The organism is Actinokineospora sp. NBRC 105648, from assembly GCF_030269645.1.
Classification (GTDB): Bacteria; Actinomycetota; Actinomycetes; order Mycobacteriales; family Pseudonocardiaceae; genus Actinokineospora.
This window is the reverse complement of record NZ_BSTR01000003.1, coordinates 339,799-359,798: the sequence shown is the minus strand read 5'-3', so window position 1 is coordinate 359,798 and position 20,000 is coordinate 339,799. Positions and strand designations below refer to the sequence as shown.

At 72.0% G+C, this 20,000-nt stretch carries 21 protein-coding genes; 11 read left to right on the top strand and 10 right to left on the bottom strand.

Going from position 1 to position 20,000, the window contains the following annotated elements; genetic code table 11:
- Positions 1 to 41: 41 nt before the first annotated feature.
- Complete coding sequence (locus QSK30_RS04825) at positions 42 to 1,916, bottom strand: ArnT family glycosyltransferase (RefSeq protein WP_285499881.1); 1,875 nt, start codon at positions 1,914 to 1,916, stop codon at positions 42 to 44.
- 104 nt (positions 1,917 to 2,020) lie between these two features.
- Between QSK30_RS04825 and QSK30_RS04820 the strand changes: the two genes are divergently transcribed.
- Positions 2,021 to 2,593 carry a cadmium resistance transporter gene (locus QSK30_RS04820; protein WP_285499879.1) on the top strand — a complete coding sequence of 191 codons (573 nt, stop codon included), beginning with the start codon at positions 2,021 to 2,023 and terminating at the stop codon, positions 2,591 to 2,593.
- Between the two features lie 666 nt (positions 2,594 to 3,259).
- On the opposite strand, the gene QSK30_RS04815 is transcribed toward QSK30_RS04820, so the two are convergent.
- Positions 3,260 to 4,741 carry a sensor histidine kinase gene (locus QSK30_RS04815; RefSeq protein WP_285499877.1) on the bottom strand — a complete coding sequence of 494 codons (1,482 nt, stop codon included), beginning with the start codon at positions 4,739 to 4,741 and terminating at the stop codon, positions 3,260 to 3,262.
- Positions 4,719 to 5,456: a response regulator transcription factor gene (locus QSK30_RS04810; RefSeq protein WP_285499875.1), complete on the bottom strand. Its 738-nt coding sequence runs from the start codon at positions 5,454 to 5,456 to the stop codon at positions 4,719 to 4,721. The genes QSK30_RS04815 and QSK30_RS04810 overlap by 23 nt, the downstream gene beginning before the upstream one ends.
- 198 nt (positions 5,457 to 5,654) lie before the next feature.
- On the opposite strand from QSK30_RS04810, the gene QSK30_RS04805 reads away from it, so the two are divergent.
- Positions 5,655 to 6,290 carry a hypothetical protein gene (locus tag QSK30_RS04805; RefSeq protein WP_285499874.1) on the top strand — a complete coding sequence of 212 codons (636 nt, stop codon included), beginning with the start codon at positions 5,655 to 5,657 and terminating at the stop codon, positions 6,288 to 6,290.
- A gap of 88 nt (positions 6,291 to 6,378) precedes the next feature.
- Here QSK30_RS04805 and QSK30_RS04800 read toward each other — a convergent pair whose 3' ends face one another.
- Positions 6,379 to 6,666 carry a hypothetical protein gene (locus QSK30_RS04800; protein WP_285499872.1) on the bottom strand — a complete coding sequence of 96 codons (288 nt, stop codon included), beginning with the start codon at positions 6,664 to 6,666 and terminating at the stop codon, positions 6,379 to 6,381.
- 540 nt (positions 6,667 to 7,206) lie between these two features.
- Positions 7,207 to 7,830, bottom strand: a complete 624-nt coding sequence (locus QSK30_RS04795) for an alpha-ketoglutarate-dependent dioxygenase AlkB (RefSeq protein WP_285499871.1) — start codon at positions 7,828 to 7,830, stop codon at positions 7,207 to 7,209.
- A 195-nt stretch (positions 7,831 to 8,025) separates the two neighbouring features.
- Between QSK30_RS04795 and QSK30_RS04790 the strand changes: the two genes are divergently transcribed.
- The 3 genes from QSK30_RS04790 to QSK30_RS04780 all read left to right on the top strand — a co-directional run bounded on the left by QSK30_RS04790 (position 8,026) and on the right by QSK30_RS04780 (position 9,328).
- The gene (locus tag QSK30_RS04790) at positions 8,026 to 8,421 is read left to right on the top strand and encodes a hypothetical protein (RefSeq protein WP_285499869.1); all 396 of its coding nucleotides are present in this window, start codon (positions 8,026 to 8,028) and stop codon (positions 8,419 to 8,421) included.
- A gap of 111 nt (positions 8,422 to 8,532) precedes the next feature.
- A complete protein-coding gene (locus QSK30_RS04785; protein WP_285499867.1) occupies positions 8,533 to 8,838 on the top strand; it encodes a hypothetical protein in 306 nt (101 codons plus the stop codon).
- Between the two features lie 139 nt (positions 8,839 to 8,977).
- On the top strand, positions 8,978 to 9,328 hold the full coding sequence (locus QSK30_RS04780; protein WP_285499914.1) for a hypothetical protein: 351 nt from the start codon (positions 8,978 to 8,980) through the stop codon (positions 9,326 to 9,328).
- 90 nt (positions 9,329 to 9,418) lie between these two features.
- On the opposite strand, the gene QSK30_RS04775 is transcribed toward QSK30_RS04780, so the two are convergent.
- On the bottom strand, positions 9,419 to 10,096 hold the full coding sequence (locus tag QSK30_RS04775) for an LmeA family phospholipid-binding protein (RefSeq protein ID WP_285499866.1): 678 nt from the start codon (positions 10,094 to 10,096) through the stop codon (positions 9,419 to 9,421).
- Positions 10,097 to 10,272: 176 nt separating this feature from the next.
- Here QSK30_RS04775 and QSK30_RS04770 point away from each other — a divergent pair, with 176 nt between their 5' ends.
- The 5 genes from QSK30_RS04770 (at position 10,273) to QSK30_RS04750 (ending at position 15,558) form a co-directional block, all read left to right on the top strand.
- Positions 10,273 to 11,202 (top strand): isopenicillin N synthase family dioxygenase, encoded by a 930-nt coding sequence (locus QSK30_RS04770; protein ID WP_285499864.1) that lies wholly within the window; start codon positions 10,273 to 10,275, stop codon positions 11,200 to 11,202.
- Positions 11,203 to 11,224: 22 nt separating this feature from the next.
- The gene (locus tag QSK30_RS04765; RefSeq protein ID WP_285499863.1) at positions 11,225 to 12,229 is read left to right on the top strand and encodes a 1-aminocyclopropane-1-carboxylate deaminase; all 1,005 of its coding nucleotides are present in this window, start codon (positions 11,225 to 11,227) and stop codon (positions 12,227 to 12,229) included.
- A 122-nt stretch (positions 12,230 to 12,351) separates the two neighbouring features.
- Entirely contained in the window at positions 12,352 to 13,524 is a 1,173-nt protein-coding gene (locus QSK30_RS04760; RefSeq protein WP_285499862.1) for a PP2C family protein-serine/threonine phosphatase, read from the top strand.
- Complete coding sequence (locus QSK30_RS04755; protein ID WP_285499860.1) at positions 13,517 to 15,115, top strand: sensor histidine kinase; 1,599 nt, start codon at positions 13,517 to 13,519, stop codon at positions 15,113 to 15,115. Before QSK30_RS04760 ends, QSK30_RS04755 begins: the two co-directional genes overlap by 8 nt.
- The gene (locus tag QSK30_RS04750; RefSeq protein WP_285499859.1) at positions 15,112 to 15,558 is read left to right on the top strand and encodes a response regulator; all 447 of its coding nucleotides are present in this window, start codon (positions 15,112 to 15,114) and stop codon (positions 15,556 to 15,558) included. The genes QSK30_RS04755 and QSK30_RS04750 overlap by 4 nt, the downstream gene beginning before the upstream one ends.
- A gap of 91 nt (positions 15,559 to 15,649) precedes the next feature.
- Here the strand turns inward: QSK30_RS04750 and QSK30_RS04745 are convergent, their stop codons facing one another.
- The 3 genes from QSK30_RS04745 to QSK30_RS04735 form a co-directional block, all read right to left on the bottom strand.
- The gene (locus QSK30_RS04745) at positions 15,650 to 15,955 is read right to left on the bottom strand and encodes a hypothetical protein (protein WP_285499858.1); all 306 of its coding nucleotides are present in this window, start codon (positions 15,953 to 15,955) and stop codon (positions 15,650 to 15,652) included.
- Between the two features lie 92 nt (positions 15,956 to 16,047).
- A complete protein-coding gene (locus QSK30_RS04740; protein WP_285499857.1) occupies positions 16,048 to 16,659 on the bottom strand; it encodes a hypothetical protein in 612 nt (203 codons plus the stop codon).
- 87 nt (positions 16,660 to 16,746) lie between these two features.
- Positions 16,747 to 18,276: an SDR family NAD(P)-dependent oxidoreductase gene (locus QSK30_RS04735; RefSeq protein WP_285499856.1), complete on the bottom strand. Its 1,530-nt coding sequence runs from the start codon at positions 18,274 to 18,276 to the stop codon at positions 16,747 to 16,749.
- A gap of 388 nt (positions 18,277 to 18,664) precedes the next feature.
- Here QSK30_RS04735 and QSK30_RS04730 point away from each other — a divergent pair, with 388 nt between their 5' ends.
- On the top strand, positions 18,665 to 19,438 hold the full coding sequence (locus tag QSK30_RS04730; protein ID WP_285499855.1) for an enoyl-CoA hydratase/isomerase family protein: 774 nt from the start codon (positions 18,665 to 18,667) through the stop codon (positions 19,436 to 19,438).
- 23 nt (positions 19,439 to 19,461) lie between these two features.
- Here the strand turns inward: QSK30_RS04730 and QSK30_RS04725 are convergent, their stop codons facing one another.
- Entirely contained in the window at positions 19,462 to 19,902 is a 441-nt protein-coding gene (locus QSK30_RS04725) for a DUF6319 family protein (RefSeq protein WP_285499854.1), read from the bottom strand.
- Positions 19,903 to 20,000: the final 98 nt, after the last annotated feature.

The window sequence follows — 20,000 nt, the reverse complement described above, 5'->3', positions numbered from 1 at the left end:
CGCCTGTGCGGGAGCTGTGGGCCGCGCCTGCCGCACCGTTGTCACCGGCTCAGGTCGTACAGGGTGACCCCGTCGACCGTGGTGCTGTCGTAGTTCTGGCCCACCCACTGGGCGATCTCCTGGGCGGCGTCGCTGCCCGAGGAACCCTGCATGAGGCTGCCGCCGATGAACCAGTGCACCTTCCCGTCGGCCACGAGCCGCTGGAACTCGGCGAGGGTCGGGGCCGGGTCGGTGCCGTTGAACCCGCCGACGGCGAGCACCGGAACCCCGGAGCCGAGCTGGTAACCGGCCGCGTTGTTGGACCCGACGACGGCCGCGGCCCAGGTGTAGTTGGCCGCGTTCTGGCTCAACAGGGCGGAAACCTGCGTGCCTGGGGTGGGCGCGCCGAGCAAACCACCGATGCCACCGCCACCGCGCCCTGTACCGCCGCCCGGTCCACCGCCGCCGCCCATGCCGCCAGGCCCCTGTTGGCCCGCCGGACCGACCGAGGGCAGCGCACCGGAGTGCGTCTGCGCGGCCGTGGCGACCGAGTACGCGCCCGGAGCCACCAGCGTGACCGCCAGCGCCAGCACGGCCGCCGCACGTCCGAAGGCATTGGGCGCCACGGGGAGCAACAGCATCAGCGCTGCCGTGGCCAGTCCGCCGAAGAGCACCACCGGGCGCAGCCACGGCAGCCAGTCCGACTCCCGCGCCAGCAGCAGCGACGCCTCCACCGCGGTCAGCGCCACGCCCGCCGCGAGCAGCCCGGCCGCCACGGGCTCGGTCCGCCGCCGCCACGCCAGCACCGCGCCGATCCCGACCAGCGCACCGACCGCGGGCGCCAACGCCACCGCGTAGTACGGGTGGATGATGCCGTCCATCAGGCTGAACACCGCGCCGGTCACCACCAGCCACAGCCCCCACAGCAGCAGGGAAGCACGGGTCCGGTCCGTGCGCGGCGCCCGGCGGGTCAGCCACAGCCCGCCCACAAAGGCCAGCAGCGCAGCGGGCAGCAACCAGGCGATCTCACTACCCATCTCGGTGCCGAAGAGCCTGCCCCAGCCCGCCGTGCCCCAGCCCGCGCCACCGCCGACGCTGCCGACCTCGTTCCCGGTCAGCCTGCCCAGGCCGTTGTAGCCCAGGGCCAGCTCCAGCACCGAGTTCTCCTGCGAGCCACCGATGAACGGCCGGTCGCCCGCCGGGATCAACTCCACCACCGCCACCCACCAACCACCGGCGACGACCATCGCCCCGAGCGCGGCGAACAGGTGTCCCACCCGCTTGCCGAGCCCGGTCGGCGCGGCCACCAGGTACACCAGGCCAAAGGCGGGCAGCACCAGGAACGCCTGCAACATCTTGGTCAGGAACCCGAACCCGACAGCCGCACCGGCGAGCATGAGCCACGTCGGGCTCGCCTTCTCGACGGCCCGCACGGTCGCGTAGGCGCCGGCGGTGAGCAGCAGCACCAGCAGCGCGTCCGGGTTGTTGAACCGGAACATCAGCGTGGCCACCGGGGTGAGCGCCAACGCCGCCCCGGCGAGCAGCCCCGCCGCGTGCCCAGACCACCGCTTGACCGCCGCGTAGAGCAGCCAGACGGAACCGACGCCGGCGAGGGCCTGCGGCACCAGCACACTCCACGAGCTGAGCCCGAACAGCCGCACCGACAACCCCATCACCCACACCGAGGCAGGCGTCTTGTCCACGGTGATCCCACCCGCCGCGTCGGTGGCACCGAAGAACAGCGCCGACCAACTCTGCCCACCCGCCTGCGCCGCCGCCGAGTAGTAGGCGTTCGCCCACCCGGAGGCACCCAGGTTCCACAGGTAGAGCACGGCGGTACCGACCAGCAGCACACCCAGGGACAGCCAGTGCTTGGGCGCCCGCTCCCGCTCGGACGCGACCCGCGCCCTGGCAACCCGCTCCGCGACAAGTGTCATGCTGCCAAGGTCGCGGCCGACACTGGGCAGACGGTGTGCCTTCCCTATGAGTCCGCTGTGAGCCCCCCGTGACATGCTCCCGCCCGAGGAACGAGGGGGATCAGGTGGAACTGGGGCTGATAGGCCAGTCCGTCGGCATGTTCGCGGCGACCAACGTCGACGACATAGTCATCCTGGCCCTGTTCTTCAGCCAGACCACCAGCCGGCGCGCGATCGTGCGGGTGATCGCGGGCCAATACCTGGGCTTCACCGCGATCCTGGCCGCCTCCGCCCTCGGCACCCTGGGCGCCGGCCTGCTCCCGGACTCGGCGATCCGCTACCTGGGCCTACTGCCACTTGCACTCGGCCTCCGCGCCGGCTGGCGAACCTGGCGGGATCGAGCGGGGGCGGGGGAGGAGTCGGAGGTCCCGACAGCACCCTCGATGCTCGCGGTCGCAGGAGTCACCTTCGCCAACGGCGGCGACAACATCGGTGTCTACGTCCCGGTATTCGCCAACACTGGCACCGGGGGAATGGTGACCTTCACGGTGGTCTCCCTGGTCCTGGTCGCACTGTGGTGCCTGACAGGCAGATACCTGGCCACCAGACCACTGATCGCGAGAGCGCTGGCCAAATGGGGACACATCGCACTACCACTCGTACTTATAACAATCGGCACCCTGATCCTGTTCGACTAAAAAATGCCTCGGCTGAACCCCCTAATCTCTTAGTCTCTAGTCTAATCCCTCAATCCCTCAATCTCTAAATGCCGAGCCCGCTGGTACGCAACGCCCGTTACGTTTGTGCTCGATTGGGTGGACTGCCTTCGTGTGGGGGGAGGCGACCGCTAAACTTGACCTGTGGTGGGGATGCCCTTCTCCCCACGCTTTTTCCCCACGCGGTCGCCTAGGGGCCCCGCGCGAAGGCAGTCCACCCGATCGAGCCTCCGCTTTACTTGGGCAGCTCGTGGGGTGTGCCGCACACCGACCTACGGTCGACCTTGTTGGCGGCTCATCGCTGGGGTTGCCCGAGTAAAAGCATGGGCTCGATCTAGTGAACTCGCTTCGTGTGGGGCCCCTAGAGCACCGCGGTGGAGAGAAAAGGGCAGGGAAGGGCATCCCCACCCACGGCAAGTTTAGCGGCACTCTCCCCCCACACGAAGCGAGTCCACTAGATCGAGCATCCGTAGCGGGCGTTGCGTTCCAGCGGGGTCGGCCTCACCGCTGCGGTACAGCCGGTGGGAGGGAGGGGGAGAGGAGGGAGGGGGAGAGGAGGGAGGGGGAGAGGAGGGAGGAGGGAGAGGGAGGAGGGAGAGGAGAGCCTGTCGCGTGTCGGCGGGGGAAGGGTGCTTGCCGTTCGCTGTTCTAGTCCGCTGCTGGTAGTCGGACCGTGAACACCGTCGACCCGGGTTGGCTCACCACATTGACCGAGCCGTGGTGTGCCTGTACGACCGCCGAAACGATCGCCAAGCCCAGTCCGGTGCTGCTGCCCTGTGCCCGGTTTCGTGATCCATCGCCTCGGGCGAAGCGTTCGAACACCTCTGGCAAGAGTTCTGGCGGAATTCCTGGTCCGTCGTCGGAGACCGTCAGCACTGCCTCGTCCCCGGATCGGCGCAGTGCCGCCGTTACCGTCGTTCCCGGCGGTGTGTGGGTGCGGCCGTTGGCCAGGAGGTTCGCCAGTACCTGGTGCAGTCGTGCCTGGTCGCCGACTGCCAGGACTGGCTCCTCCGGCAGGTCCATGCGCCAGTGGTGTTCGGTGCCGGCCACCTGCGCGTCGCCGACTGTGTCGAGTACGAGTCGGGACAGGTCGACGGTCTCGTAGAGGAGGGGCCTGCCGGAGTCCAAGCGGGCCAACAGGAGCAGGTCCTCGACCAGGGTGGTCATCCGGCGTGCCTCGGACTCGACCCGGCTGATCGCGTGGGCGACGTCCGGGGGGACCTCGTCGCCCCGGCGGCGGGCGAGTTCGGCGTAGCCCCTGATGGCCGCCAGTGGGGTGCGCAGCTCGTGGCTGGCGTCGGCGACGAACTGGCGGACGCGGGTCTCGCTCGCGTGTCGTGCGGTCAGTGCGTTGCCGATGTGCCCGAGCATCCGGTTCAGGGCCGACCCGACCTGCCCGACCTCGGTGTTCGGGTCGGTGTCGACCTTGGGCACGCGGACCGACAGGGCCACCTCGCCCCGGTCCAGTGGTAGTTCGGCGACGCGGCGCGCGGTGGCCGCCATCCGGTCCAGGGGGCGCAGGGTTCGGCGCACGATGAGCACGCCCGCCACGCCGGCCACCGTCAGGCCGATCAGGGACACGCCGCCCAGCACCAGTCCGGCGGTCCACAGGGTCTTCTCCATGTCGCCGACCGGCAGCCCGGTGATCACCACGTCGCCGTCGCGGGTGGACACCGCCATCAGGCGGTAGGTGCCCAGGTCGCCGAGGTCGCGCTCGCTGGCCCCGGAGTCCACCAGCAGCGAGGTGAGCACGCCGTAGAGCGACTCCGGGATGTTCTCCGGGTAGCCCACCCCGGTCTGCCGCTGGGCCGAGTCCACGACTCCGTTGACGATGGCGGCGTTGATCGTGCCCGGGGCCTGGGCGGGCGCGCCGCTGGGCGGCGGTCGGTTCCCCGGCTGGTCCATGTCGGGGCGGCGACCCCGGTCGTTGACGAACTTGGCCGCCCGGCCGCTGGACTCGGTGAGCTGCTCGTCGAGCCGGTTGGCCAGGAACGTGCGCAGGCCGACCAGGGTGACCACGCCGATCACCAGGCACACCAGGCCGAGCAGCACCAGCTGCTCGGCGATCAGCCGGGCGCGCAGCGAGAGCTGGCGCCGCGGTCGGGCCTCAGTTCGCGGGTTTGAGGACATAGCCCGCGCCGCGCATGGTGTGGATCATCGGCTCCCGGCCCGCGTCGATCTTCTTGCGCAGGTAGGAGATGTAGAGCTCGACGATGTTGGCCTGGCCGCCGAAGTCGTAGTTCCACACCCGGTCGAGGATCTGGGTCTTGCTCAGCACCCGGCGCGGGTTGCGCATCAGGAAGCGCAGCAGCTCGAACTCGGTGGCGGTGAGCGTGACCTCCTCGCCCGCCCGGAACACCTCACGGGTGTCCTCGTCCAGGGTCAGGTCGCCGACCACCAGCGCGGCGTCCGCGCTGCCCTCGGTCACCCCGGTGCGCCGCATCAGCGCGCGCAGCCGCAGCACGACCTCCTCGACGCTGAACGGCTTGGTGACGTAGTCGTCGCCGCCCGCGGTGAGCCCGGCGATCCGGTCCTCCACCGAGTCCTTGGCGGTCAGGAACAGCACCGGCAGCCCGTCGACCTCGGCGCGCAGCCTGCGCAGCACCTCCAGGCCGTCGAAGTCCGGCAGCATCACGTCGAGCACCACGGCGTCCGGCTTGAACTCGCGCGCCACCCGCACGGCGGTGGCGCCGTCGAGGGCGCTGCGCACGTCCCAGCCCTCGTAGCGCAGCGCGAGGGTGACCAGCTCGGCCAGCGTCGGCTCGTCGTCGACCACCAGGACGCGGACAGGCAGGCCGTCCGGCCTGCGCAGTTCGGGGCGGGAAGCAGCGGTGTTCACGGACATGGTCCCAATCGTGCGGGGCGGTGATGGGCTGACCCTGTGCCGCCCCTGTGTACCAGCTGTGCGCGCCGCGGGCCCGGGGACGCCGGTGGCCGAGCCGGTGTCATAGCCGATGCCCATCCGGCGCACAGGCCGCGCACAGGCTTGATCGCGACGCTGGGTCCTGTCGGCGGCACCGGGCCGCGGCACGGAGGAGGAACCATGACCGAGCAGACGACCGCACAGCCGGGCGGGGAGCCGCAGCAGCCGGGCGCCTGGGGCGCGCCTGCCGCGGAGCGGCCGCAGGCCCGCTGGTCGTGGAAGAAGACCGCGGCCACCACCGCGGTCGCGGTGGGCATCGCCACCGCGGGCGGCTTCGCCGTCTACGCGGCCAGCGGCGCCACCGCCGACACCACGAACGGGCGCGGCGGCCCCGGCATGGGCGGTGGACCCGGCGGGATGGGCGGGCCAGGTGGGGGAGCGGGTGGCCTGCAGGGCGCCCTGCACGGCGAGTTCGTCGTCTCCGACGGCAACGGCGGCTACGCCAACCGCGTCATGCAGACCGGTGAGGTCACCGCGCTCAGCGACACCTCGATCACCGCCAAGAGCACCGATGGCTACACGAAGACCTACACGATCGACGCCGACACGGTGAAGTCCTCGATCCAGACCGGTGACACGGTCACCGTGATCGCCACCCCGTCCGGCGACACCGCGACCGCCGACTCGGTCTCCGAGCGCGGGACCGGCGGACAGGGCGGGGCCGCGCCGGGCGGCGTACCGCAGAACGGCCAGCAGGGCGTCCCCCCGCGCCGCGAGGACTCCTCCGGTTCGGACAGCACCCAGCCGACCGGCTGACCCGGGTTGGGGACCCGGGTTGGTGACCGGGTCCACCACCCGCCCTGCCGTCACCGACCTGGCCCCGGGTCCGGGTTGGTGGACCCGGTCACTTGTCGACCGGGTCCACCACCTTGGCCGCCGCCGTGATGATCCCCCACAGCGGGCTGCGCGTCCGCTCGTAGTACACCCGCCGGTTCGCGGGCTCGCGGTGCTCGGTCAACATCCCGAGGTCCACCAGCCGGGTCAGCTCCACCCCGCAGGCGCTCTGCGCGATCACCGTCTTGGGCGGTTCGGACTGGAAGAACCGGGGCCCGGCGTGCTGGTGGATCCACAGCGCGAGCCGGAGCCTGCTCGGCCGCCCGAACAGCAGCCGTCCCACATCGCCCGCGTCCATCTGTGCTCTCCTGGTAAGCCATAGGCAATATCAGGAATCAAGATACCTCTGGAGAAGTTGATCTGTCCAGTCCGCCGGGAGAGGGGCGACCACCCGGTGGGCACCTGCGGTCCGCCAGGCTTGAGTGGCGTGTTGGCGAGCGCCTGGGACGCCGCCTGTGCCCAGCACTCCCCAGCCAACACCAGCGCCTGGCCCTTTCGGGTCCACAACCTGTGCCCAGCACTCTCGAGACTTGGGAAGCTGGCAGGTCCGCGGTCTGGCCTCAGCCCGTGGAACAGCGCGGGTCGGTCGGCCTGGTCGATGGGACATGTGGCTCATGAGGTCGCTGGCCAGCGACCTCGTGCGGACCCCCCGCCGCTCCAGCCCCGCCTTGGCCACCCGGGACATCAACCGCGCAGCGTCCCCTGTGGATAGTCACGCCCGCTTTGTCGGTGCCGTTCGGTAGCGTGGAAATGGGGGCTCCCTGAGCCCAGGCCACCCGGGTCAAACCGTGTGCCAGGCTCCGGACGGCCGCCTCCGGTCGAGGCCACGAGGTCATCCTCAGCGAACCCCGCGCGGCCGGAACTGCACGCTGACGCGCGGTCCCACCGCCCGGGCGGTCTTCGGCACCGCGTGTTCCCACGTGCGCTGGCACGAGCCGCCCATCACCAGCAGGTCGCCGTGGCCCACCGGGAACCTCCGGGTCTCGCCGCCGCCGCGTGGGCGCAGCAGGAGCGGGCGGACCGCGCCCAGTGACACGATCGCCACGAAGGTGTCCTCTCGCGACCCCCGGCCGATCCGGTCCCCGTGCCAGGCCACGCTGTCGCGGCCGTCGCGGTAGTAGCACAAACCCGCTGTGGTGAACCGTTCCCCGTAGTGCGTCGACAGCGCCTCGCGCGCCCGCGCCAACAACGGGTCGGGCAGTGCGGCGCCCTCGCGGTAGAAGCACAGCAGGCGGGGCACGTCGACCACGGCGTCGTACATCTGCCTGCGTTCCGCCTGCCACGGCACCTCGCGCACCAAGCGCGCGAACAGGTCGTCGGCGCCGTGCAGCCAGCCGGGCACCAGGTCCACCCACGCGCCGCCGGCCAGGTTCGCCCGCCGTGCCGCGGTCAGCGGGCCGAGCCCCGGCGCCCCGGCGAGCAGCGAACCGTCGAGCAATGAACCCTGGAACGCGGCGACCATGCCCGCACGCTACCTCGAACACCTGTTCACCGACTACTCCAGTTGGCCGACATCTGCCACACTGGGTCCGGCGACGTGCCTTCGCCGTCGAGCCGAGACCACGCTCTCCTTGCCATTCCTGGGTTTCGCGGCCCCGCGACCGGGGTACACCCCCTCGCCCGCACCGCGCCCCGCCTGGAGAAATCGAGGTACCCCATGGCCATCACCGTCGTGCCCACCGCCGTGCCGACCCCCGTGTCGCCAACCCCCGTGTCGCCGCCCCGGCAGGCGCACCGGGCCATCCGCCAACCCGCCGTCCCCGAGCGCTTGGGCCGCAGACTGGCCGCCTCGGTGGACCGGGTGCTCGCCGACCCGGGCGCCCCGGTCGCCGTCGCCGAGCTCATGGCCGGGCTCGCCTGGACCGCCGCCGCGGGCGAGACCTGCCGCGTCACCCGACCGGTGGCCGACGTCCGGCACGCCATCGCCGCCCTGCGCGCGGGCGACACCGCCGCCGCGCGCCGCGCCCTCGACCATGCGGCGGAAGGGCTTCGGGACGCGCCGACCCTGCCCGCGCCCCGGCCGATCCCGTCGCCGGAGCGCCGTTCGCTCTAACCTGGGTCACCCGGTCGAGTGGACCCTGGGGTCCTGAGTTCAGGTCGGGCGCGCGCAGCGGGCAATCTCAGCTGACTGGCTCAATGAAGCGCCGGACACCTGGGAGCAGACATGACACGGCAGCTGGACGCCCCGCCCTACCCCGGTTCCCCGTCTCCGGGACTGGACCTGCGCCACGCGATCGACGCCGCCCTCACCGCCCTGGACACCCCACCGACCCCCGCCGTCGCGCGCGCGGTGGGCGAGGACCTGCTCGGCGCCCTCGCCCGCACCGCCGCCACCGGCGACACCTGCCTGGTGCTGCCCGCCGCCGAGGCCGTCGCCGCGGCCCGGGGGCACTTGGCCGCCGGCCGCGCAGGCGATGCCAGGGCCGCGTTGGTCGGCGCCCGGGACCACCTCGACCGGCGCGCCCGGTGATTTCCGCGCCGCAGTGGGTACCTGGATCCCTGTGACCACACAGGACGAACGCACCCGTGACGAACCCGCTCCCGGCCACCACCGTCCCCCCGGCGCCGACGACCGCACCGTCGAGGCCGTCGGCAAGCTCACCGAGGCCCTGGAGACCGTCGAGCGCGCCCGCGGCCACCTCTACTCGTTCCACCAGCTGACCGGCTCGGCCGACCTGGCCCTGGGCGAGGCGGTCGACCTGCTGGCCGAGGCGGGGCACCACGAGATCGCCGACCGGCTGCGCACCGAGCTCGTCGGCCGCAACATCCTCCCCGGACGGTGGACCTTCCAGGTCGTGGAGGAGTACGACGACGGCTACTACACCGAGTTCCGCGCCGCCGAGCGGGACACCCGCGAGCGGCTGGTGGGCGGCAGGCGGCACCTGTTCGAGGCGGAGATGAAGGAGGACCGCCGCACCCACGGCGCTCCCGGCCACGAGGCCCGACCCGACCAGACCTGATCCGACTCGCACGGTCCCGACCGGCGGCGCCTCAACCCCGTCGGCCACCAGTGCGGAGCCGAGTCCACGGGCCCAGTAGACGCCTGCTGCCTAGATCCGTCCGACGGTGAGCGTCGCCGCGGCGTTCGCCAGCAGGGACAGCAGTTCCAGCAGCGGCATCCCGGACAGCCGGTCCCGCCAGTCCACCGCCCCGCCCTCGAGTCGTAGCCCCGTGGGGGTAACCGCCACACCCGTCAGCACCAAACCACGCGGCAGCTGGGGCAGGTCGACCGCCACCGGGCGCACCCGTGCGGGCAGCCGGACCCGCCGCTTACCCAGGCGCACGCCCACCGGGGTCAGCAGGGCGCGCCTGTCGACCACCGAGGGGCCCAGTTCCAGCGCTCCGGGCCACGGCCGCCGCGACACCAGCAGCACCTCGGCGCACCGCACGGTCAGACCCGGTCGCGCGGCGGCGATCACGGCCGAGGCCACCTCGGCGGTCACCTCGAGCTCCACCCGCACCGACCCCACCGACACCGCCGTGGAGACCGGCCCGGCGAACCGCACGTCCTGGCAGCTGACCACGAGCCGGGACACCGGGAAGCCGGGCCACGCCACGTCGGCCGCCTCGAACCGGACCGCGTCGACCCGACCCTGGGCTAGCCGCAGCGTGCCGGTCTCGCTGGACAGGTCGACCACCGTCATCGGCACCTCGCCCGCGGCGGTGCGCACCGTGACCCGGGAGCCCCGCGTGCGGTCGGCCGCCGCCCGCACCGCCGCGTCCAGCACCGCCGCCGGGCTGGGTCGGCAGTCCGGCGGGCAGCAGCGCCCGCCCCGCCGCCAGCAGGGCCTCCAGGCCGCGCACCGGCAGCCACCCGCCGAAGGGACCGCTCACCACCCCAGTCTGGCCCAGACCGGCACCGCGAACCGGGCGACCCCGGCCCGCGGGGTAGTAGCGTGCCGCCATGGGGAGCATCCCGGTGATCGACCTCGACCGTGCCGGTGTCGGAGCGGAGATCGGCGCCGCGTGCCGTGCGCACGGGTTCTTCTACCTCGCGAACCACGGTGTCGACCACGCGCTGCAGCAAGACCTCGAACGGCACAGCCGCGAGTTCTTCGGCCAGCCGCTCGAGGCCAAGATGACAGTCGAGATGGCCCGCGGCGGCCAGGCCTGGCGCGGCTACTTCCCGCCCGGCGGCGAGCTCACCTCGGGCGTGCCCGACCTCAAGGAGGGCTACTACTTCGGCGCCGAGTCCGCCCCCGGCCGCCCGTTGCACGGCCCGAACCTGTTCCCCGAGCACCCCGCGGGTCTGCGCGAGACCGTCTTGGCCTACATCGAGGCGATGACCCGACTCGGCCACCGGGTGCTGCGCGGTGTGGCCGAGAGCCTCGACCTCGAACCCGACTACTTCGAGCGGCGCTACACCGCCGACCCGCTGGTCCTGTTCCGGATCTTCCACTACCCCGCCCAACCCCCGGGCACGCCCGGCTGGGGCGTCGGCGAGCACACCGACTACGGCCTGCTGACCATCCTCAAACAGGACGACCACGGCGGTCTCGAGGTCCGCACCCCGGCGGGCTGGATCGACGCCGAGCCCATCCCGGACACCTTCGTCTGCAACATCGGCGACATGCTCGACCGCCTCACCGGCGGCCGCTACCGGTCCACCCCGCACCGCGTGCGCCCGGGCGGGCACAACCGGCTGTCCTGGCCGTTCTTCCTCGACCCGGCCCTCGACGCCGACGTCACCCCGGTGGCCGACGCGGTGCTCGCGACGGGCCCGCCGCGCTGGGACGACGCCGACCCGGGCGAGTTCCGCGGCACCTACGGGGAGTACCTGCTGGCCAAGGTCGGCCGGGTCTTCCCGGACCTGCGCTCCAACCTCACCCCCTGACCCACCCGGAAAGGCACCAGACATGGCGCTCGCGGACCACCCCCGCGTCGAACTGACCTTCGGCCCCTCCCCGGTGCACCCGCTCGCCCGGCTCTCCGACCACCTCGGCGGCGCCGCCGTCTGGGCCAAGCGCGAGGACTGCAACTCCGGCCTCGCCTACGGCGGCAACAAGATCCGCAAGCTGGAGTACCTAGCCGCCGACGCGATCGCCACCAGCTGCGACACCCTGGTCTCCATCGGCGGCGTGCAGTCCAACCACACCCGCTCGGTGGCCGCCGTCGCCGCCCGCCTCGGCCTGCGCTGCGTGCTCATCCAGGAGTCCTGGGTGGACTGGCCGGACTCGGTCTACGACAAGGTCGGCAACATCCTGCTGAGCAGGCTGATGGGCGCCGAGGCGCGGCTGGTGCGGGCCGAGTTCGGCATCGGGGTCAAGGAGAGCTGGCAGCAGGCGCTGACCGAGGTCGACCTGCGCGGCGGCAAGCCGTACGCGATCCCGGCGGGCGCCTCCGACCACCCGCTGGGCGGTCTCGGGTTCGCCCGCTGGGCGCAGGAGGTCGTGGAGCAGGAACGGGCGCTCGGGGTCCGGTTCGACACCATCGTGGTCTGCTCGGTCACCGGCAGCACCCAGGCCGGGATGGTCGCCGGGTTCGCCGCGCTGGGCGAGCGGCGCCGGGTGATCGGGATCGACGCCTCGGCCAGGCCCGCCGAGACCCGGGCGCAGGTGGCCCGGATCGCCCGCCGCACCGCGGCCCTGCTCGACCTGGACCGCGACCTCGCCGACGACGAGATCGTGCTGGACGACCGCTACCACGCGGGCACCTACGGCATCCCGGACGAGGAGACCCTGGCGGCGATGCGGCTGGCCGCGCGCACCGAGGCGTTGATCACCGACCCGGTGTACGAGGGCAAGTCGATGGCCGGGCTGATCGACCTCGTCTCAACCGGTGAGATCCCCCGCGACTCCACCGTGTTATTCGCCCATCTGGGTGGACAACCGGCCCTCAACGCCTACAGCGCGGTCATCTGAGCCGGGTGTTTCACGTTTCGGGAGCGCCCAGCGGCCACCGAATCGATCCACGGCTACGATCTGGCGACCGAAAGTAGCCCCGTCCAGCAAGTGCCATGGAGCCGGTGTGTATGGATGCTGTCGTGGCATCGCAGGATGTGGTGCGCGTCCTGCTGGTCGAGGACGACGCAGGTGACGCGTTGCTCGTCGAGGAGCTCCTCGCCGAGGTCAACGCGCCGATCAGGCTGACCAGGGCGCAGTCGGTCCGCGAGGCGGTCCCGCTGCTCGCGGGCCAGGACTGCGTGCTGCTCGACCTCGGCCTGCCGGACGCGAGCGGCCTGCAGGCGCTGCGCCAGCTCGGGCTGGCGGGCGGCGACGTGGCCGTGGTCGTGCTCACCGGCCTGGCCGACGAGCAGCAGGGGATGGCCGCGGTCGCCGCGGGCGCCCAGGACTACCTGGTCAAGGGCCAGGTCGACGGCGACCTGCTGAGCCGGGTCATCCGGTACGCCGTGGAGCGCGCCCGCAGCGAGGAGATCCAGCGCCAGCTGCGCGAGGAGCGGCTCTACGCCAAGGAGAAGGCCCGGCTCGAACGCGGCCTGCTGCCCACCCCGGTGCTGGTCGACCCCCGGCTCGACCACGACTCCGCCTACCAGCCGGGCAGGCAGCGGATGCTGCTCGGCGGCGACTTCTACGACGTGGTGGAGAGCCAGGACGGCACCGTGCACGCGGTCATCGGCGACGTCTGCGGCCACGGCCCGGACGAGGCCGCGCTCGGGGTCTACCTGCGGGTGGCCTGGCGCGCCCTGGTGCTCGCGCACCGCCCGGTCGACGAGGTCCTCGACACCATGCAGCGGCTGCTGGTGCACGAGCGCCACCTCGACGGCCTGTTCGCCACCGTGTGCATGCTCTCGGTCGCCCCCGACCGGCGGACGGCGCGGCTGCGCCTGGCGGGCCACCCGCCACCGGTGCTGGTCACCGACGGCGGGGTCAGCCTGCTCAGCGCGCCGGTCGGCGTGCCGCTGGGCGTGCGGGCCACCCCGACCTGGCCGTCGGCCACCGTCGAGCTGGGCGCCCGCTGGTCGGTGCTGCTCTACACCGACGGCCTGGTCGAGGGCCGGATGGGCGGCACCGCCGAGCGGCTCGGTGTCGCCCGGCTCGCCGACCTGGTCGGCGCGCTGTCCCGGCAGCACCCGGACTGGCGGACCACCGTGCTCGACGACCTGATCCGCGAGGTCTGCGACCTCAACCAGGGCGACCTGGTCGACGACGTGGCCGCGCTGCTGCTCACCCGGCTGCCGGAGGCGGGCGATGCCTGACGAGGAGCTCGCGCCCCGCTGGTCGCGCGACGGCAAGGGCCGCGCGCAGTGGCCGCTGCGGCGGTGGCTCTCGGTGGCGATCGGCGTGCTGGTGCTCGTCTTCGTCGGCTCGATCGTCGCGGGCGCGCTGGCCATCGCCAACCTCACCGAGGCCCGCACCACGATCGTCGACCGGGTCGACCCCGCCGTGCAGGAGGCGCTGCGCCTGGACACCGCGCTGGTCGACCAGGAGACCGGCCTGCGCGGCTACGCGCTGACCGCCCAGACCAACTTCCTGGAGCCCTACACCTCCGGGGTCGGGCGCCAGGACGCCGCGATCGCCCGGCTGCGGCAGATCATCATGGTGCGCGCCGACCTGCTCGACCGGATCCGCGGCATCGAGACCGAGATCGGGCGCTGGCGCACCGACTACGCCGAGCCCAGCATCGAGCGCATCCGCGCCGCGGGTGCCACCGGCGGCGACCAGACCTCCGAGGGCAAGATCCGCTTCGACCAGGTCCGCGCGGCCGTCGGCGGCCTGCAGCGCGAGCTCGACGCCGCCCGCGCGCGCGGGCGGGACGCGCTGTCCTCGGCGGCGAACCTGCTGGTCGTGGTGTGCGCGCTGATCGCGGCGGTGCTGCTGGTGGTGTTCCTGCTGGTCACCATCGCGCTGCGGGCCGCGGTCGCCGGTCCGCTGGCCCAGCTGGCCCGCGGCGTGCGCCGGGTCGCCGACGGCGACTTCGAGCACGAGCTGCGGGTCTCCGGCCCGCGCGAGGTCACCGAGTTGGCGGGCGACGTCGACTCGATGCGCAGGCGCATCCTCGACGAGGTGTCGGTGCAGCGGGAGGTCAACGCCGAGCTGGACACCCGGACCGAGGACCTGGCCCGGTCCAACGCCGAGCTGGAGCAGTTCGCCTACGTCGCCTCGCACGACCTGCAGGAGCCGCTGCGCAAGGTGGCCAGCTTCTGCCAGCTGCTCGAGCGCCGGTACAAGGGACAGCTCGACGACCGCGCCGACCAGTACATCGGGTTCGCGGTGGACGGTGCCAAGCGGATGCAGGTCCTGATCAACGACCTGCTGGCGTTCAGCCGGGTCGGCAGGCACGTGCGCGACCGCGGCCCGGTCGACTGCGCCGAGCTGGTCGCCCAGGCCACGGCGAACCTGGCCAACGCGGTCGAGGAGAGCGGCGCCGTGGTCGAGACCGGCGCCGGGCTGCCCACCGTCCTCGGTGAGGCCCCGCTGCTCACCGCGGTGTTCCAGAACCTGATCGGCAACGCGGTCAAGTTCCGCGGCGAGGCCGCGCCGGTGGTGCGCGTCGAGGCCGAACGCGACGGTGACAACTGGCTGTTCTCGGTGTCGGACAACGGCATCGGCATCGAGCCCGAGTTCGCCGAGCGGGTGTTCGTCATCTTCCAGCGGCTGCACGGCAAGGACGCCTACCCGGGCACCGGGATCGGCCTGGCGATGTGCCGGAAGATCATCGAGTACCACGGCGGCCGGATCTGGCTCGCCACCGACACCGAGCGCGGTACCCGGTTCCGGTTCACCCTCCCGGTGGTCGCGGCGGATACCCTGGGCGAAACCACCCCGGAGAAAGCCGAGACCACGTGACCGACCCCACCCCCTCGATCAAGGTCATCGACGTGCTGCTCGTCGAGGACGACGACGGCGACGTGCTGATGACCAGGGAGGCCTTCGAGCACTACAAGATCCGCAACCAGCTGCACGTCGTGCGCGACGGCGAGCAGGCGGTCCAGTTCCTGCGCCGCGAGGGCCAGTTCGCCGACGCCCCGCGCCCGGACCTGATCCTGCTCGACCTCAACCTCCCGCGCTTCGACGGCAGGCAGGTGCTCGCCGAGATCAAGGCCGACGCCGCGCTGCGGCTCATCCCGGTGGTGGTGCTCACGACCTCGGAGGCGGAGGAGGACATCCTGCGCAGCTACGAGCTGCACGCCAACGCCTACGTCACCAAGCCGGTCGACTTCGACCGCTTCATCGAGATCATTCGAAAGATAGATGAGTTCTTCGTGACGGTCGTGAAGCTGCCCCGATAGCCTTCGTCTCCGCTGGTCACAGCGGTTGCCAGGGCTGAACAGCTCTGCCGAGGGGGCCGGTCAGGGCCATCCCGCCGGACGGTTCGCCGGGCTACGGGGTGGGCAGGCCCTTGGGCGGGGTGGGCGCGACCGTGGTGCTGGGGCTGCTCCCGAACAACCGGGTCGAGCCCAGCCTGCGCGGCCTGCGCTTGACGTGTGTGGATTCCGCGGCGTCCTCGGCCGGGCCCGACGGGGACACCGGGTGGGAGCGGAAGCTGGCGGCGAAGCAGGCGATGGCCACGCCGCCCAGCAGCACGGCGATCACGCCCCACATGATCGACGACGAGTGGACCGCGACGGTGCCGCTGGCGGCGGCGCCCGCTCCGGCGAGGAAGCCCTCAAGGAAGTATCTGCGCACGGTGACCACGGACCTCTCGGTAGCTCTTGTCCGAGAGGTACCCGTTCCGGCGGCGTTCACGCGTACGGACTTGTGTCCGCTGTGGACGGTGGTCACGTGTTGTTGGTCGCGCTGACGGTCAGGCTCTGCGACACCGACTTCATGTCCTTGGCGAAGACGGTGTAGGTGTGCGTCGTCTTGCCCGGGGTGGTGTCGCAGGTGAAGCCCAGCTCGAGCTGGCCGCTGGCCGGGTAGTCGCTGCCGTAGGAGCCGTACATGCCCGGGCTGTCCAGCGAGATCGCCGCGCCGGTCGCCCCGGTGATCTTCCAGGCGATGACCACCGGCGAACCGGGGGAGGAGAACGGCGCGCCGGGCTTGGCCAGCACCGGGCAGGCGGGCTTGCTGACCACGGTGAAGCTCACGATCTTGGCCCCGGACGTGGCGGGCTTGGTCGTGGTGGTCGTCGTCGTGCCGCCGCCCTTGTGCGTCGTGGTGGTGGTCTTCGCCGAGCCGCCGGAGCTGCCGGAGCCACCGGTGTTGCTCTTGGACCCGGCGGGCTGCGCGTTCTCCGTCACCGTCTCGGTGACGGTCGCGGTGCCCGGCGCGGTGGTGGTCGTGACCGCCCCCTTGCCCTCGGCCCCCTGCACCGTGGTGCACCCGACCGCCCCCACGGCCAGTGCCACCCCGAGGACTAAACCGCTCACCTTGCGTCCGGTGATCTCCATGGTCGCTCCCCCTCTTCCCGTGTCGCTGTCCTGTCCTGCTTCAAGACGCGTCGGGGTGGGCGAGGTTCCCGTTACGGGGCGCGGCCGTCACCAGGCCGCGGGGGAGTAGTCCTTGAGGAAGCAGCCGCGGATGTCCTCGCCCGCCTCGCCGCGCACGATCGGGTCGTACACCCGCGCGGCACCGTCCACGAGGTCCAGTGGGGCGTGGAAACCCTCGTCCGCCAACCGCATCTTGGTCGGGTGCGGGCGCTCGTCGGTGATCCAGCCGGTGTCCACCGCGGTCATCAGGATCCCGTCGGTGAGCATCTCCTCGGCACTGGTGCGGGTGAGCATGTTCAGCGCCGCCTTGGCCATGTTCGTGTGCGGGTGCCCAGGTCCTTTGTAGGCACGGCTGAACTGACCCTCCATTGCGGACACGTTCACCACGTACTTGCGCCGCGCGGGCGCGGCCGCCATCGCCGGGCGCAGCCTGCTCACGAGGATGAACGGCGCGGTCTGGTTGCACAGCTGGACTTCCAGCAGCTCCATCGCGTCGACCTCGTGCACCCGCTGGGTCCAGCTGTTGACCGCGTGCAGGTCCGGCACCAGCCCGCCCGCGTCGATCGCGGTGTTGTCGGCGATCCGCTCGGGACTGGCCGAACCGGCGGTGAGCGCGAGCGCGGTCAACGGGTGCACGTCGTGCGGCGTGTGCTCGACCGCGCCCACCAGCGCGGCCGGGTGAGCGGCACTGGTCTCCCCGAGGGTGAGGATCTCCGGTAGCGGCCCGGGCGGCAGCGGGGCCGACTCGGCCTCGGCCAGCGGCGCGTAGGACCCGGGTGAGCGGCGCACGGTCTGCGCGGCGTTGTTGATCAGGATGTCCAGCGGCCCGCGCGCGGCCACGGCGTCGGCCAGGTCGACGACCTGGGCCGGGTCGCGCAGGTCGATGCCCACCACCTGCAGCCGGTGCAGCCAGTCCCCGGCGTCGGGCATCGCGGCGAACCGGCGCACGGCGTCCCGCGGGAACCGGGTGGTGATCGTCGTGTGCGCGCCGTCGCGCAACAGCCGCAGGGCGATGTACATCCCGATCTTCGCCCGCCCACCGGTCAGCAGCGCCCGCCGACCGGACAGGTCGGTCCGCGCGTCCCGCCGCGACCGGTTCAGCTCCGCGCACGGCGGGCACAGCTGGTGGTAGAAGGCGTCGACCTGGTGGTAGCGCTGCTTGCAGGTGTAACAGGAGCGAGCGCGCAGCAGGGTGCCCGCGGAGGCACCGGGGGTGTTGGAGACCAGCGGGATGCCCTGGGTCTCGTCGTCGATCCGGTTGGGCGAGCCGGTGGCGGTGGCGGAGGTGACCGCGTTGTCGGCCGCGGTGACGGCGGCGCGCTTGGCGGACCGCCTGCGCTGCCGCACGGACTTGTAGATGCCCGCGGTGGCCCGCCGGATGGCGACGGCGTCCGGGTGCTCGGTGGGCAGCGCGTCGATCTCGGCGATCACCGCGAGGCACTCGCGCAGCCGCGCCGGGTCGACCCCCGGGCCCAGGTCGGCGTCCTGGGCGGGCCGGTCGGCCGCGTCCCCGGGTCCGACGTCGTCCGGGCGTGCCGGGTCGTCCCGGGTCGCCGGGTTGTCCTGGGTGGTCGTCATCGCACTGCCGTCCTCAATCGCACTGCCGTCCTCAATCGCCCAAAAGTTCCCACCAACTGTAGAAGCGCCCCCCGACCTCCCGGTCAACCCCCCGACGCCGCCCTCGCCGACCGAGGTGCTGCACTCTTATCTTTCTATCGGCATAAATTCTCTAGGATACAGCTATCTAGATAACGACTAGATGCCAGAGTGGGTGGGGCAGGAGAAGAGGGGGAATGGCGAAACATGGCGGGTCGTCCTGGCAGCGCACCAACCTGTTCCAGCGAACAAGACAGTTGGGGTCACCTTGGCAGGGCACCGACCTGTTCCAGCGAGCGAAAAGCGCCCGGAAAGGGAAGCCTGGGCGAAGATCGCCGTGCGGAGCGGCGGCGGGCGAGAGGACCGAACAGTGGGCGTGGAGCTGACCCGGATCGGTGCCGTCGCGGTGGTGACCATCGACGCGCCACCGCTCAACCTCTACACCGGTGAGCTGCACGAGCGCTTCATGGACGCCCTCGACGAGATCGACCGCCACCCGCCCCGCGCGGTCCTCGTGCGGTCCGCCGGGAAGGTCGTCAGCGGCGGCGTCGACGTGTCCCTGTTCGCCGCCCAGGCCACCCCGCAGGACGCCAAGGCCCTGTTCGACGCCATGCTGCAGCTACCCCAGCGGATCGTGGACCTGGACTGCCCGACCGTCTTCGCCGCGCACGGGCTCACCCTGACCTGGGCGTTCGAGGTGGCGCTGGCCTGCGACATCCTGCTGGCCGCCGAGCACGCCCGGTTCGGGCTGGTGGAGAACGTCATCGGCCTCACCCCCACCATGGGCGGCACCCAGCGGTTGGCCGCGCGGGCCGGGGTGGGGCGGGCGAAGGAGTTCGTGCTGACCGGCGACAAGTACGACGCGCACACCCTGGAGCGCTGGAACGTGGTCAACCAGGTGCTCCCCGAGCAGGGGTTCGCCGACGCGGCGCTGTCCTACGCGACCCTGCTGGCCGAGGGGCCGAGCCGGGCGCACCGGGCGACCAAGCACGTCCTGCGGCACTTCGAGCACGGCGGCGTCGAGGAGGCCGACGCCAACGTCACCACCATCGCCGCGGCCCTGTTCGACACCGAGGACCTGCGCGGCGGGATCCGGTCGTTCCTGGCTGACGGACCGGGTAGGGCCACCTTCACCGGCAGATAGACCGGTGAAGGTGGACCCGGTGCTCAGCCCTCTTGCAGCTCGGCCAGCGCGGCCTTGACCTTGGACAACTCCGCCTCGAGCTCCTCCATCCGCGCGCGGTGCTGCTCACGCGCGGTGTCGAGCACGGTCTCGATGGCCTTGGAGATGTCCTCGTGCAGCTCGGCCGCCGCCCGCGACACCGCCGCGGCGGGCACGGTCACGCCCTGCAGCAGCCGCTTGCCGCCCTGGGTGAGCTCGGCCTGCCACTCGCCCTCGGCGGTGCCGGTGACGGTGAGGGTCAGCTCCACAGTGCGGGTCTTCTTCGCGGTGCTCGGGACGCGGGTGGCCCGCGGCTTCTTGGCAGGCGGCGCCGCCTGCTCCTCGGCCGGGGGCTGCTCGGCCACGGCGGCGGACTGCTCGGCCGCGGGCGTGGCGGGCGCTGCCGCCACGGTCTCCGACTGCTCGGACTCGGTCTCGGTGGACAAGATCCACTCCCTCTCACGACGCCTGGTGAACCCGGTGAATTAGAACACTCGTTCGCCTGTTCGAGATCGCTGGGTCCGGCCTGCGGCCGAGTCACCCG